This is a genomic window from Streptomyces scopuliridis RB72, from assembly GCF_000718095.1.
GTDB lineage: Bacteria > Actinomycetota > Actinomycetes > Streptomycetales > Streptomycetaceae > Streptomyces > Streptomyces scopuliridis.
Window position 1 is genome coordinate 16591 of the sequence record NZ_JOEI01000031.1, and the last position, 14127, is coordinate 30717.

At 69.9% G+C, this 14127-nt stretch carries 12 protein-coding genes; 9 read left to right on the plus strand and 3 right to left on the minus strand.

Translation table 11 applies throughout. The features are described from left to right. The first annotated feature begins 61 nt into the window (after positions 1 to 61). The 5 genes from IF11_RS0130405 to IF11_RS0130425 are packed head-to-tail and all read left to right on the plus strand — an operon-like array spanning position 62 to position 6055. Positions 62 to 901, plus strand: a complete 840-nt coding sequence (locus tag IF11_RS0130405) for a siderophore-interacting protein (protein ID WP_030354990.1) — start codon at positions 62 to 64, stop codon at positions 899 to 901. Between the two features lie 44 nt (positions 902 to 945). Further along, positions 946 to 2391 (plus strand): pyridoxal phosphate-dependent decarboxylase family protein, encoded by a 1446-nt coding sequence (locus IF11_RS0130410; protein WP_030354991.1) that lies wholly within the window; start codon positions 946 to 948, stop codon positions 2389 to 2391. Continuing rightward, entirely contained in the window at positions 2375 to 3697 is a 1323-nt protein-coding gene (locus IF11_RS0130415) for a lysine N(6)-hydroxylase/L-ornithine N(5)-oxygenase family protein (RefSeq protein WP_051746370.1), read from the plus strand. The genes IF11_RS0130410 and IF11_RS0130415 overlap by 17 nt, the downstream gene beginning before the upstream one ends. Continuing rightward, on the plus strand, positions 3694 to 4290 hold the full coding sequence (locus IF11_RS0130420; protein ID WP_051746371.1) for a GNAT family N-acetyltransferase: 597 nt from the start codon (positions 3694 to 3696) through the stop codon (positions 4288 to 4290). Before IF11_RS0130415 ends, IF11_RS0130420 begins: the two co-directional genes overlap by 4 nt. Then, positions 4277 to 6055 (plus strand): IucA/IucC family protein, encoded by a 1779-nt coding sequence (locus IF11_RS0130425; RefSeq protein ID WP_030354994.1) that lies wholly within the window; start codon positions 4277 to 4279, stop codon positions 6053 to 6055. Before IF11_RS0130420 ends, IF11_RS0130425 begins: the two co-directional genes overlap by 14 nt. Positions 6056 to 6127: 72 nt before the next feature. Here the strand turns inward: IF11_RS0130425 and IF11_RS0130430 are convergent, their stop codons facing one another. Continuing rightward, a complete protein-coding gene (locus IF11_RS0130430) occupies positions 6128 to 7816 on the minus strand; it encodes a beta-N-acetylhexosaminidase (RefSeq protein ID WP_030354995.1) in 1689 nt (562 codons plus the stop codon). Positions 7817 to 8073: 257 nt separating this feature from the next. Here IF11_RS0130430 and IF11_RS0130435 point away from each other — a divergent pair, with 257 nt between their 5' ends. After that, on the plus strand, positions 8074 to 8349 hold the full coding sequence (locus tag IF11_RS0130435; protein WP_030354996.1) for a hypothetical protein: 276 nt from the start codon (positions 8074 to 8076) through the stop codon (positions 8347 to 8349). Positions 8350 to 8413: 64 nt separating this feature from the next. Continuing rightward, entirely contained in the window at positions 8414 to 10243 is a 1830-nt protein-coding gene (glmS, locus tag IF11_RS0130440; protein WP_030354997.1) for a glutamine--fructose-6-phosphate transaminase (isomerizing), read from the plus strand. Positions 10244 to 10425: 182 nt separating this feature from the next. On the opposite strand, the gene IF11_RS0130445 is transcribed toward glmS, so the two are convergent. Together IF11_RS0130445 and IF11_RS0130450 are read right to left on the minus strand one after the other, a co-directional pair. After that, on the minus strand, positions 10426 to 11004 hold the full coding sequence (locus tag IF11_RS0130445) for an acetate uptake transporter (RefSeq protein WP_030354998.1): 579 nt from the start codon (positions 11002 to 11004) through the stop codon (positions 10426 to 10428). A 245-nt stretch (positions 11005 to 11249) separates the two neighbouring features. Further along, the gene (locus tag IF11_RS0130450; RefSeq protein WP_030354999.1) at positions 11250 to 11771 is read right to left on the minus strand and encodes a universal stress protein; all 522 of its coding nucleotides are present in this window, start codon (positions 11769 to 11771) and stop codon (positions 11250 to 11252) included. A 290-nt stretch (positions 11772 to 12061) separates the two neighbouring features. Here IF11_RS0130450 and IF11_RS41695 point away from each other — a divergent pair, with 290 nt between their 5' ends. Beyond that, positions 12062 to 12427 carry a hypothetical protein gene (locus IF11_RS41695; protein WP_211266766.1) on the plus strand — a complete coding sequence of 122 codons (366 nt, stop codon included), beginning with the start codon at positions 12062 to 12064 and terminating at the stop codon, positions 12425 to 12427. A 478-nt stretch (positions 12428 to 12905) separates the two neighbouring features. Continuing rightward, on the plus strand, positions 12906 to 14126 hold the full coding sequence (locus tag IF11_RS0130460; protein ID WP_030355001.1) for a GlxA family transcriptional regulator: 1221 nt from the start codon (positions 12906 to 12908) through the stop codon (positions 14124 to 14126). The last annotated feature ends 1 nt before the right edge of the window (position 14127 follow it).

The window sequence follows — 14127 nt, forward strand, 5'->3', positions numbered from 1 at the left end:
AGGTTAGGCTAACCTACTTTCTATTCCTCAGGACCCGCGCACAGAAGGCCGACCGATGCCCATGAAGACGGCTGAGACCACCCCGTTCCGTTTCTTCTCCCTCCAGGTCATACGGACACGGCGGCTCGGCCCGTCCCTGGTCCGTATCACCTTCGGCGGCGAGGACCTGACCGGCCTCGCCGCGGGCGGCCGCGACCAGAGCCTCTCCCTCTTCCTGCCGCACCCGGGCCGGCGCGCGCCCGTCGTCCCCGTCGAGGAGGGCGACGGATGGTGGGCCGCCTGGCGGGCGCTGCCCGCCGGCGTACGGGCCGTGATGCGCTCGTACACCCTGCGGGAGCAGCGGCGCGACCCGGACGAGGCCGATATCGACTTCGCGCTGCACGCCGACGGCGGCCCCGCCTGCCGCTGGGCGGAGCGCGCCTCACCCGGCGACCGGGTGCTGATCCTGGGCCCGGCCGTCGCGGACAACACCGCCGTACGTTTCCGGCCGCCCGCCGGCACCGACTCCGTACTGATCTGGGCCGATGAGACGGCCCTGCCCGCCGCCTCGGCGATTCTGGAGTGGCTGCCGGCCGGGCTGCCCGCCGATATCTGGCTCGATGTGCCGTTCTCCGGCGACCGCCATCCGCTGCGCACCGCCGCCGACGCCAGGATCACCTGGCTGATACGGGAGGAGGGCGCGCCCACCGCGCTGGAGGCCGTACGCGCCGCCGGGCCGCGCGGCGACGCACCGTATGCCTGGATCGCCGGGGAGTCGGGGACCGTCAAGGCGCTGCGCCGCCATCTGGTCCATGAGCGCGGGATCGACCGGCGGCACGTCACGTTCACCGGCTACTGGCGACGGGGCCTGAGCGAGGAGCAGTTGCGGGAGGAGGCGGCCTCCCGAGTGGGTAAAGGTTAGGTTAGGTTAACCTTACCTTCACCCACACGTCCGGGAGGACCTTGATGCGTGCGCACCTGCTCAATGACGCGACGGCGGAGCGCTACCGGCGCTCCGTGACCGAGGGAGTCGAGCGGGTGGCGGACCGACTCGCCACGACGAAAAGGCCGTTCACCGGAGTCACACCGGAAGCGCTGGCCCCGGTCGTGTCCGCCGTCGATCTGGACCGGCCCCTGGGAGACGCCTCCGCCGCCCTCGACGAACTGGAGCGCGTCTATCTCAGGGACGCCGTCTACTTCCATCACCCCCGCTATCTCGCCCATCTCAACTGCCCGGTCGTCATCCCCGCGGTGCTCGGCGAGACCGTGCTCTCCGCCGTCAACTCCTCGCTCGACACCTGGGACCAGAGCGCGGGCGGCACCCTGATCGAGCGCCGGCTGATCGACTGGACGGCGGGCCGCATCGGACTCGGCGCGTCCGCAGACGGGGTCTTCACGTCCGGTGGTACGCAGTCCAACCTCCAGGCCCTGCTGCTCGCCCGCGAGGAGGCCAAGGCGGACACGCCCACGAAACTGCGCGTCCTCACCTCCGAGTGCAGCCACTTCAGCGTGCAGAAGTCGGCCACCCTGCTCGGGCTCGGCCCCGACGCCGTCGTGTCCGTACCCTGCGACCGCGACAAGCGCATGCGGACCGTCGCCCTCGCCGCCGAGCTGGAACGCTGCCGCGCCGAGGGCCTGATCCCGATGGCCGTCGTCGCGACCGCGGGCACCACCGACTTCGGCTCCATCGACCCGCTGCCCGAGATCGCCGCGCTCTGCGCGCAGTACGGCACCTGGCTGCATGTCGACGCGGCGTACGGCTGCGGACTGCTGGCCTCCACCACCCGCCGCTCACTCCTCGACGGCATCGAGCACGCCGACTCCGTCACCGTCGACTACCACAAGTCCTTCTTCCAGCCGGTGAGTTCCTCGGCCGTGCTGGTCCGGGACGGGGCCACGCTGCGCCATGCCACGTACCACGCGGACTATCTCAATCCGCGCAGGACGGTGGAGGAGCGCATCCCCAACCAGGTCGACAAGTCCCTCCAGACCACCCGCCGCTTCGACGCCCTCAAACTGTGGATGACCCTGCGCGTGATGGGCGCGGACGGGATCGGGCAGCTCTTCGACGAGGTGTGCGAGCTGGCCGCCGAGGGCTGGCGGCTGCTCGCCGCGGACCCGCGCTACGACGTCGTCGTGGAGCCCCGGCTCTCCACGCTCGTCTTCCGCTATGTCCCCGCCCGTATCACCAGCCCCTCGGCGATCGACCGGGCCAATCTGCACGCCCGCAAGGCGCTGTTCGCCTCCGGCGAGGCCGTGGTCGCGGGGACGAGCGTCGGCGGCCGTCAGTACCTCAAGTTCACCCTGCTCAACCCCGAGACCTCGATCCGGGACATCGCGGCCGTCCTCGATCTGATCGCCGGCCACGCCGAGCAGTACCTGGGAGGAGAGAACCTTGTCCGCGCCTCGTGAGCCGCACGCCCCCCATGCCTCGCACGCCCCCCAGGCCTCACACGACTTCATCGGCATCGGGCTCGGGCCCTTCAACCTCGGTCTCGCCTGTCTGACCGAGCCGATAGCCGAACTCGACGGTGTCTTCCTGGAGTCGAAACCGGACTTCGAGTGGCACTCGGGGATGTTCCTCGAAGGGGCCCACCTCCAGACGCCGTTCCTCTCCGACCTCGTCACCCTGGCGGATCCGACCTCGCCGTACTCCTTCCTCAACTACCTCAAGGAATCCGGCCGGCTGTACTCGTTCTACATCCGCGAGAACTTCTATCCGCTGCGGACGGAGTACAACGACTACTGCCGCTGGGCCGCCGCGAAGCTCACCAGCGTGCGCTTCAACCGGACGGTGACCTCGGTCGCCTACGACGACGGGAGCGGGCTGTACGTGGTCAGGGCCGGGGATGAGACGTACCGGGCCCGCCACCTCGTCCTCGGCACAGGCACCCCGCCGTACGTTCCCGAATCCTGCCGGGGGCTCGGCGGCGACTTCCTGCACAACTCCCGCTATGTGCAGGGAAAGGCCGCGCTCCAGGCCAAGGAGTCCATCACGCTCATCGGCAGCGGGCAGAGCGCGGCGGAGATCTACTACGACCTGCTCTCCGACATCGATGTCCATGGCTACCAGCTCAACTGGATCACGCGGTCGCCGCGCTTCTTCCCGCTCGAATACACCAAGCTCACGCTGGAGATGACCTCCCCGGAGTACATCGACTACTTCCACGCGCTGCCCGAGGCCACCCGCTACCGGCTGGAGGCGGGCCAGAAGGGCCTGTTCAAGGGCATCGACTCGGATCTGATCAACGAGATCTTCGATCTGCTCTACCGGAAGAACCTGAAAGGCCCGGTGCCCACGAGGCTGCTGGCCAACACCGCCCTCACCTCGGCCGCCTTCGCCAAGGGCACCTACACGCTGGGGCTGCGGCAGGAGGAGCAGGAGCGGGACTTCTCTCTCGCGACCCAGGGCCTGGTCCTGGCCACCGGCTACACGTACGTCACGCCCGACTTCCTGGAGCCGGTGGACGACCGGATCCGCCGGGACGGCCACGGCCGCTTCGATGTCGCCCGCAACTACAGCATCGACATCACCGGGCGCGGGATCTTCCTCCAGAACGCGGGCGTGCACACGCACAGCATCACCTCGCCCGACCTGGGCATGGGCCCGTACCGCAACGCGTACATCATCGGCGAGCTGCTCGGGCGCGCGTACTACCCGGTCGAGAAGGCCATCGCGTTCCAGGAGTTCTCGGCCCCGGAAGGCACTGTCGTATGAGCGAGCGGACCACGGACATCGTGTACGTACGCACCGACGAGCGGCTCGGCCGGTTCGAGGTGCGGCCCGTCGACCCGTTCACCGACGCCGAGCTGCTGCACGGCTGGGTCACCCACCCCAAAGCCGCCTACTGGCTGATGCAGGGCGCCTCGCTCCCGGATGTGGAGCGGGAGTACATGGCGATCGCGGCGGCCGGGAACCATGACGCCTTCATCGGGCTGCACGAGGGGGGCCCGGCCTTTCTGACCGAGCGCTACAACCCGGCGGAGGTGGAGCTGAAGGGGCTGTACGACGCCGAGCCCGGCGACATCGGGATGCACTTCCTGGTCGCGCCGGTCGACGGAGCGCGGCAGCTGCACGGCTTCACCCGCGCCGTGCTCACGACCGTGATGGAGCTGCTCTTCGACGACCCCTCCGTACGGCGCGTGGTGGTCGAGCCCGATGTACGCAACACCGCCGTGCACGCCCTCAACGAGGCCGTCGGTTTCCGGATCGTGGAGAAGCTCGCGAAGCCGGAGAAGGACGCCTACCTCAGCATCTGCACGCGCGAGCTGTTCCGCGCGGCACAAGGAGCCAGTCATGAACGTCACTGACAGCGTCGCGCATCTGACCCCCGCGCTCTGGGAGCGGGCGGGCCGGCTGCTGATCCGCAAAGGGCTGGCGGAGTTCTCCCACGAACGCCTCCTGATCCCCGAGGCGCTGGGCGAGGACCGCTACCGCGTCCGCTCCGACGACGGCGCGACGGAGTACCGCTTCACCGCGCGCCGCTTCGCGCTCGACCACTGGCAGATCCCCGCCGAGTCCCTCACCCGCCATCGCGGCGCCGCCGAACTGCCGCTGGACCCGCTGGAGTTCTTCATCGAGCTGCGCGAGACCCTGGGGCTCTCCGCCGCGATCCTGCCGGTCTATCTGGAGGAGATCTCCGCCACGCTCGCCGGCACGGCGTACAAACTCACCAAGAAGCCGGTCACCTCCGCCGAACTGGCCGGCGCCGGTTTCCAGGAGATCGAGACGGGGATGACCGAGGGCCACCCCTGCTTCGTCGCCAACAACGGCCGGCTCGGCTTCGGGGTGGACGAGTACCGCGCGTACGCCCCCGAGACCGCCAGCCCCGTCCGGCTGATCTGGCTCGCGGCCCGCCGCGACCGCGCCACCTTCACGGCGGGCGCCGGGCTCGACTACCACTCGCTGATACGGCGGGAGCTGGCGCCGGAGACCCTGGAGCGGTTCGACGGCGTGCTGCGCGGCCAGGGGCTCGACCCCGGGGACTACTTCCTGATCCCGGTGCATCCCTGGCAGTGGTGGAACAAGCTGTCCGTCACCTTCGCCGCCGAGGTGGCGCGGCACCATCTGGTCTGTGTCGGCGAGGGCGACGACAGCTATCTGGCCCAGCAGTCGATCCGTACCTTCTTCAACACGAGCGATCCGGCCAGGCATTACGTCAAGACCGCGCTGTCGGTCCTCAACATGGGCTTCATGCGCGGGCTCTCCGCCGCGTACATGGAGGCCACGCCCGCCATCAACGACTGGCTGGCGCGGCTGATCGAGGGCGACGACACGCTGCGGGCCGCGCGGTTCTCGATCATCCGGGAGCGGGCCGCCATCGGCTACCACCACCGCCAGTACGAGGCCGCCACCGCCAAGGGCTCGCCGTATCTGAAGATGCTGGCCGCGCTCTGGCGGGAGAGCCCGGTGCCCTCGCTGCGGGGCGGGGAACGGCTGGCCACCATGGCGTCGCTGCTGCACACCGACCGGGACGGCGCGTCCTTCGCGGGCGCGCTGATCGCCGAGTCGGGGCGCACGCCGGCCGACTGGCTGCGCCGCTATCTGGACGCGTATCTGGTGCCGGTGCTGCACTCCTTCTACGCGTACGACCTGGTGTTCATGCCGCACGGTGAGAACGTCATCCTGGTCGTCGAGGACGGCACCGTCCAGCGGGCGATCTTCAAGGACATCGCCGAGGAGATCGCGGTGATGGACCCGGACGCGGTGCTGCCGCCCGCCGTCGAGCGGATCCGCGCGGAGGTGCCGGAGGACATGAAGGCGCTGTCGGTCTTCACCGATGTCTTCGACTGCTTCTTCCGCTTCCTGAACGCGTCGCTCGTCTCCGACGGGGTGCTGGACGAGGAGACGTTCTGGCGGACCGTTGCCGAGTGCGTCCGGGGCTACCAGGAGTCCGTACCCCAACTCGCCGACAAATTCCGCCAGTACGACCTGTTCACCGGCGAGTTCGCGCTGTCCTGCCTCAACCGGCTCCAGCTGCGCGACAACGAGCAGATGGTCGACCTCCAGGATCCGGCGGGCGCGCTCCAGCTCGTCGGGACGCTGACGAATCCGCTCGCGCGGTTCGCGTCGTAGCGGCCCGGGTACGGGCGGGCGCCGGGGGCTGGCAGAGCCCCCGGCGCCCGCTCCTTTCCGGCTTTTCCGGCCCTATTGGCCGGCCGGCCAGTTCACCAGCGGCGAGCGGTAGTAGTCGATCCCGAGCGCCGCCATGCGCGGCCCCTGCGCCGCCAGCCGGGCCTTGTACGTGTTCCAGTCGTGCGTGGCGGCCGGCGACCAGCCCAGTTCGGCGATGCCGGGCAGCCGCGGGAAGGCCATGGACTCCAGCTGGTCGCTCGTCGCGAGGGTCTCGGTCCACAGCGGCGCCTCGACACCGAGCACCGCGTCCTCGGGCACGCCCGCGCCGGCGAGATAGGTGGCCGGGTTCCAGTCGTACGAGCGGTCCACCTCCGTGTAGCCGGCCCAGGACTGGCCCAGCACGGTGGTCCTGTCGTACTTCATGTCCAGGTACACCCGGTCCGCCGGGGAGAGGATCAGCCGGGTGCCCTTCTTGGCCGCCGCCGCGACCTGCGCGCGCTCGGCGGCGCTCGTGGCGTCGTACCCCCAGTACTGGGCGACGGCCCCCTCCACCGGCGTGGCGCCGGTCAGCTGATGCCAGCCGACGACGGTCTTCCCGTACTTCTGGACAACCGCCTGCGTCCGCTCCATGAAGGTCACATAGTCGGCGTGGCTGGTGGAGTGGGCCTCGTCGCCGCCGATGTGGAGATACTTCCCGGGCGTGAGGGCGGCCAGTTCGCGGATCACGTCGTCCACGAAGTCGTACGTCACCTCCTTGGGCGCGCACAGCGAGCTGAAGCCGACCGCCGTGCCGGTGTAGAGCGGGGGCGCGACGCCGTCGCAGTTCAGCTCGGCGTACGAGGCGAGGGCGGCGTTGGTGTGGCCCGGCATGTCGATCTCCGGGATGACCTCCAGGTGACGGGAGGCCGCGTAGCTCACCAGCTCCCGGTACTGGGCCTTGGTGTAGTAGCCGCCGGGGCCGCCGCCGACCTGGGTGGAGCCGCCGTACGTGGCCAGGCGCGGCCAGGAGTCGATGGCGATCCGCCAGCCCTGGTCGTCGGAGAGATGCAGATGCAGTTTGTTGATCTTGTAGAGCGCCAACTGATCGATATAGAGCCTGACCTGATCGACCGTCAGGAAGTGCCGTGAGACATCGAGCATCGCGCCCCGGTAGGCGTAGCGCGGGGTGTCGGTGACGGTGCCGCCCGCGACCGTCCAGGGGCCGCGCTGGGGGGTCCGCTTCTCCACGGAGGCGGGCAGCAGCTGCCGCAGGGTCTGGACGCCGTGGAAGAGCCCGGCGGGCTCCTGGGCGGTGATGGTGACACCGCCGCGGCCGGACTCCAGGCGGTAGCCCTCCTCGCCCAGCGCCCTGTCCCTTTCCTGTCCCCTTTCGCGGTCCCGGTCGCCGGAGCCGACGAGCCGCAGCCGGATGCCGCCCTCTCCGCGGCGGTCGGTGACGGGCAGTGCGTAACCGGTCGAGGGCCGCAGGAGCCCGGCCAGATACGAGCCGATCCGGCGGGCCTCGCGAGCGTCCTCGTACGACCGGCCCTCGACCTGGATCCGGCTGCGCGCGGTGAGGGTGTACGCCGCCCCGCCCGCCCTGACCTGGGCGGGAGCGGGCACGATCTGATCGAGCGGGCGCGCGGCGGGCTCATGGGCGGGACCCGGAGCGCCACGCTCCGGCACGGCTCCGACGCTGGACATTCCGATGCCGGAGATACCGGCCGCCACGACGAGCAGCAGCGAACCGAACAGACGGGGGAACGTGCTGTGCTGTCTCACAAGATTGTCCCTTCGACGGTGCGACCGGGTACTCACCTGCGGTGCCGAGCACCACCATGGGACCCGCCCGTCCCACCGGCGGTCAAGGTGTAGACCAATTTCCGCCCGCCTGAAGGACCGCGCGGGGGTCGCCGAGCTCACCGCCGCCCCCACTCCGAGCCTCTGCCTTCCCTCTTTCGGCCCTCGTTTTCAGCGAATCCTGCCCGATTCCGGGCAGATTTCTTGCAAAGCCCCTCGGTCACCCGCAATATCAACAAGTGCTCGAACGCCGCCCGTCGTACGACGACCTCATCGACCATCTGGTCCGCAGCACCGCGCTCCAGCGCGGTGAGGCCGCCCGTGTGGTGCTCGACGTGCTGGCGTACTTCGACGAGACGACCGAGGAGTTCGTCCGCCGCCGCCACCGGGAGATGCAGTCCGGTGGGTCCACGAACGCGGAGATCTTCGAGCGGATCGCGGCCGAGCTGCCGCACCGCGCGGTGGCGCCCCCGGCGCTCTCGCTGCGGCAGCTGCGCCGCATCGTCTACGGCTGACCGTGCTGATCGTGCGGAGCACCCGTAACTCAGGACACCGTGATTCAGGAGGGACAGAGACTGTATGTGCGGAATCGTCGGATACATCGGAAAGCGTGATGTGGCACCGCTGCTGCTGGAGGGCTTGCAGCGGCTGGAGTACCGGGGGTACGACTCGGCCGGGCTGGTCATCACCGGCAAGCCCGCCGCGGGCAAGCCGGCCGCGCTGAAGATGGTCAAGGCCAAGGGCCGGGTCCGCGAGCTGGAGGCCCGCGTACCCAAGCGCTTCTCCGGCACCACCGGGATCGCGCACACCCGCTGGGCCACCCATGGCGCCCCGAGCGACGAGAACGCGCACCCGCACATGGACCCGGAGGGCAAGGTCGCCCTCGTCCACAACGGCATCATCGACAACGCCTCGGAGCTTCGGGTCAAGCTGGAGGCCGACGGTGTGGTGTTCCGGTCGGAGACCGACACCGAGGTGGTCACCCATCTCATCGCCCGCTCCCAGGCCGCGACCCTGGAGGAGAAGGTCCGCCAGGCGCTCCAGCTGATCGAGGGCACGTACGGCATCGCCGTCCTGCACGCCGATTTCGCGGACCGTATCGTCGTCGCCCGCAATGGCTCGCCGGTCGTCCTGGGCATCGGCGAGAAGGAGATGTTCGTCGCCTCCGACGTGGCCGCGCTGGTCTCGCACACCCGCCAGGTCGTGACGCTGGACGACGGCGAGATGGCCACCCTCAAGGCCGACGACTTCCGTACGTACACCACCGAGGGCTCGCGCACCTCGGCGACGCCGACCACCGTGGAGTGGGAGGCCGAGTCGTACGACATGGGCGGCCACGACACCTATATGCACAAGGAGATCTCGGAGCAGGTCGACTCCGTGGACCGGGTGCTGCGCGGCCGGATCGACGACCGGTTCTCCACCGTGCATCTGGGCGGCCTCAACCTGGACGCGCGGGAGGCGCGCGGGGTGCGCCGGATCAAGATCCTCGGCTGTGGCACCTCGTACCACGCCGGGCTGATCGGCGCGCAGCTGATCGAGGAGCTGGCCCGGATCCCGGCGGACGCCGAGCCCGCCTCCGAGTTCCGCTACCGCAATCCGGTCGTGGACCCCGACACCCTGTATGTCGCGGTGTCCCAGTCGGGCGAGACGTACGACGTGCTTGCCGCGGTGCAGGAGCTGAAGCGCAAGGGCGCGCGCGTACTGGGCGTGGTGAATGTCGTCGGCTCGGCGATCGCCCGGGAGACCGACGGCGGCGTGTACGTGCACGCGGGGCCGGAGGTCTGTGTCGTCTCCACCAAGTGCTTCACCAACACCGTGGTCTCGTTCGCCCTGCTCGCGCTGCATCTGGGCCGGATCCGTGATCTGTCGGTCGCGGACGGCAAGCGGATCATCGACGGGCTGCGCAGGCTGCCCGCCCAGATCGCCGAGATCCTGGCGACGGAGGACGACATCGCCAAGCTGGCGGCGCAGTACGCGCAGGTCAGCTCCATGATGTTCATCGGCAGGGTGCGGGGCTATCCGGTGGCGCTGGAGGCATCGCTGAAGCTGAAGGAGATCTCCTACATCCACGCCGAGGCGTATCCGGCCTCGGAGCTGAAGCACGGCCCGCTCGCCCTGATCGAGCCGGCGCTGCCGACGGTCGCGATCGTCCCCGACGACGATCTGCTGGAGAAGAACCGGGCGGCGCTGGAGGAGATCAAGGCCCGCAGCGGCCCGATCCTGGCGGTGGCGCACCAGCCGCAGGAGAAGGCCGACCACACCATCGTCGTGCCGAAGAACGAGACGGAGCTGGACCCGATCCTGCTGGGCATCCCGCTCCAGCTGCTCGCCTACCACACGGCGCTGGCGCTGGGCCGGGACATCGACAAGCCCCGTAACCTCGCGAAGTCCGTGACGGTCGAGTAGCGGCTCGCCCCCACTCGCGTGGCCGGTACGACACGAGGCGCCGTACGGCGAGAGCGCCCCCAGCGCGTGCCACCCATCGCGCTGGGGGCGCTCCCCGAAGGGGCCGGCGCCAGGGCCTGTCCGGCGGATCTTCATGGATCAGCCGGACAGGCCCTTGCCCTTGGCGCGGGCCCGCGGCTGCCTCAGCCGGTGGCCGTCACTCCTCGGCCGGCAGCACGACGGCGCGGCAGGGCGGTCGGCCACTTGGCGAGCGCGGCCGTCGCCGCGTACCAGGAGGCGAGGCCCGCCACGACGGCGAACCAGCCACCGACCTTGGTGAGGCCCGTACTGTCGGCGAACTGGCCCACGGCGAGCAGCAGCAGCCCGACACAGAACAGTCCGTACGCGCTTTGTACCAGCGGCCCCGCGCCCGCGCCGCCGACGGCCAGGCTAAACGCCAGGAGCGCCCACAGGACGAGGAACAGCCCGGCGGCGTCCGCGGAGACCTGATGGCCGACTCCGGTCCCCCAGGTGAACCAGAACGCGCCGAGGCCCGCGAAGGCCGTACCGGTGAATGAGTCACCCGCCCGGAATTCGAGCAGTCCGGCGAGGAAGAGGGCGATGCCGCCGACATAGAGCGCGAGCGAGACGGCGGCGACCGCCGTCACTCCGTCGACGACGCCGGCGTGTCCGATTCCGAAGGCGAGCAGGGTGAGGCCCAGGGCGAGATGGCCCAGGACCCAGGTTGAAGTAGCGCTTCCCGCAGAGACGGCGTTGTCCACGGCGGGCTCCCTTCACGATGTGCGTGGTGCTGTGTCCCAGCGGCCGATATGTACCCTTCACAAGCACGCAATCCACCTCTACCTGTGAGTAGATTCACAGTGCGGGCAAGGGAGTTGACACCCCGTCAGCGCGGAGTTGACACCAAAGCGGCTGATGCACAAGGAGGGTCGCGCGCAGGAGGAATTTGCGAGTGGAGACGGTAGCGCCGAGACAGCGGCGCTACTTCTCGAACACGGCCTGGGAGTTACGGAATCACCACGACGGGCCGCTGCGCGCGCCGCGCCAGCCGCCCCGCCACCGAGCCGAAGATCCGCCCGACGATGCCGTGCGTGGATCCGACGACGATCGCGTCGGCGGAGTACTCCTGGCCGACCTCTTCGAGTTCATGGCAGATGTCGCCGCCGCGCTCGACCAGGATCCACGGCACCTCGGCGAGATAGTCCGCACAGGCCAGTTCGAGGCCGAGCACTTCCGTGCGGTGATCGGGCACATCCACGAAGACAGGGGGCTCACAGCCCGCCCAGACCGTGGTGGGCAGCCGGTTGGCGACATGGACGATGATCAGGCCCGAGCCCAGCCGTCTGGCCATGCCGATGGCATACGCGAGGGCCCGCTCACTCGACATCGAGCCGTCGAAGCCGACAACGACTCCGTGCCGGAAGGCGGGATCGCAGGAAGCGCGCGTCTGTTCCGCCGCTTGCAGGTCCGACAGTGGGTCGGCTACCTGCTCGCGGTCTGCGGGTTCTGGGATTTCGTGACCGGCCATGGGTGTCTCGGCGAAGGAAGTCCTCTTGAGAAGGATCAACAAGTGGCGTGACAGGGGGAGCTGTGTCCGGGAATCATCTTCCCAAGCCCATACCCCAAAGGGTACGGCGGCACTCCTCTCATGCCCAGAGCCCGGCGCCCCACACGCGGCGTTCCAGGGAGCATGCACGAGGGCGTCCCGGATGGCAATGCCGGATGGTCTCTACAGCTGTCCCCGTGCGGACCCGGAGTGACCGGACGACTCCGCTCCTCGTTGGCCATCGGCCATGTCCCCGGCCCCAGGGAGCCCCTGTGCCCGCACCACCCACCGCTCAGGCCCCGGCTGTCTCCGCGGGGCCCGCGCGCCACGGAGCGCACCCCGGGGCGCATCATGGGGCGCACCGAGCGGAGCCGCACCGGCCCCCGCCGGTCCCCGTCGCGCCCGCCACGCGGCCCGCCGCGGACCCGGCGGACGACGTGGCCGGCCGGGTGGCTTTCAGCTGTCCGCTGGTCCCGGTGGTCCTCGCGGTGTACCGCGCGTCCTTCGGCGGCACGGCGGCGGCCGCGGCCGGTCTCGTCGCGGTGACCGCGCTCCGCCGGCCGCTACCGCGCGGGTCCGAGCGCGCCGCCGCCCGGCAGCGCCCGGACAGCGTGCGGAGGAGGCCAGGACGTACGTAACGTACGCAACGTCCGGAAGCCGTCACTCCCCGAGCCACCAAGGGGCGCGCCGGGGCTCGCGCGTGCGCGAAAGGCGTGCGCCGGGAGACTGAGTGCGTCACACCGACGCACCCATCGCTTTTCAGCCAACTTCGCGCTTGAGTAGACCCCTTGGTGAAATGGCCTGCCAACCCCCTTGCCACCAGGGAAGAAAGGACCGCAGCGGTCCTGGGCACCCTACGGGGACGGGCCATGCATGCGACGCCCACTTCCACTCTCGGCTTCCGAGTGGAACGCTTCGTGATCGAATGCTTCGCGCCAAGTTGCCTTGTCGACATAGCGCCGGTTGGAGAACTTGTCACGCCGGCACCACGGAACACAGTAGATTCGATCATGAGTATCGAAGGCTGGGGACCCGTGCAAAACCGAGGGGAATCGTGCAGGAGCGAGAGGCCCGACAAGAACGGGGAGACGCGAACACCGAGGGGGGCTTAGCACCATGAGCCAGGACTCCACTGCCGCACCGGAGTCAGCACGCAAACTTTCCGGGCGACGTCGCCGGGAAGTCGTCGCTGTGCTGCTCTTCAGCGGTGGCCCCATCTTCGAGAGCTCCATCCCGCTCTCCGTGTTCGGAATCGACCGCCAGGACGCCGGGGTTCCCCGCTATCGCCTGCTCGTCTGCGGCGGGGAGGACGGGCCGCTGCGCACCACCGGCGGCCTCGAACTCACCGCGCCGTACGGCCTGGAGGCGATCAGCAGGGCCGGCACGGTAGTGGTACCGGCCTGGCGGTCGATCACATCACCGCCACCGCCGGAGGCACTGGACGCGTTGCGCCGTGCCCATGAAGAGGGCGCGCGAATCGTCGGTCTGTGCACCGGCGCGTTCGTGCTCGCCGCGGCCGGTCTGCTGGACGGCCGGCCGGCCACCACGCACTGGATGTACGCACCGACGCTCGCCAAGCGTTATCCGTCCGTCCATGTGGATCCGAGAGAGCTGTTCGTCGATGACGGAGATGTGCTCACCTCCGCGGGGACAGCGGCCGGAATCGATCTGTGTCTGCACATAGTCCGGACGGATCACGGCGCGGAGGCGGCGGGGGCGCTCGCCCGCAGACTGGTCGTACCACCACGGCGCAGCGGCGGCCAGGAGCGCTATCTGGACAGGTCTTTACCAGAGGAAATCGGCTCCGACCCGCTCGCCGAGGTCGTGGCCTGGGCGCTGGAGCATCTGCACGAGCAGTTCGACGTGGAGACGCTCGCGGCCCGCGCGTACATGAGCCGCCGTACGTTCGACCGGCGGTTCCGCTCGCTCACCGGGAGCGCGCCGCTGCAGTGGCTGATCACCCAGCGGGTGCTGCAGGCGCAGCGGCTGCTGGAGACCTCCGACTACTCGGTCGACGAGGTCGCGGGCCGCTGCGGCTTCCGCTCCCCGGTGGCGCTGCGCGGCCACTTCCGGCGCCAGCTGGGCTCGTCCCCGGCGGCCTACCGGTCCGCCTACCGGGCCCGCCGGCCACAGGGCGAGTCCATGCCCCACGGGGTCATGGAGTCGATCGTCCCCGCCCAGGCGTCCCCGCACTCCAGGCGGGCGGCGGCAGCCGCCAGCACGCCCGGCCAGGCGGCGGCGTCGGCGTCGGTGGCGGAGCACGGAAAGACCGGCTCCGACATGTACGCGACAGGTCCGGGCCGTCCGAGTCTGCCCGGTCAGCGGAGCGCCCCGTAGG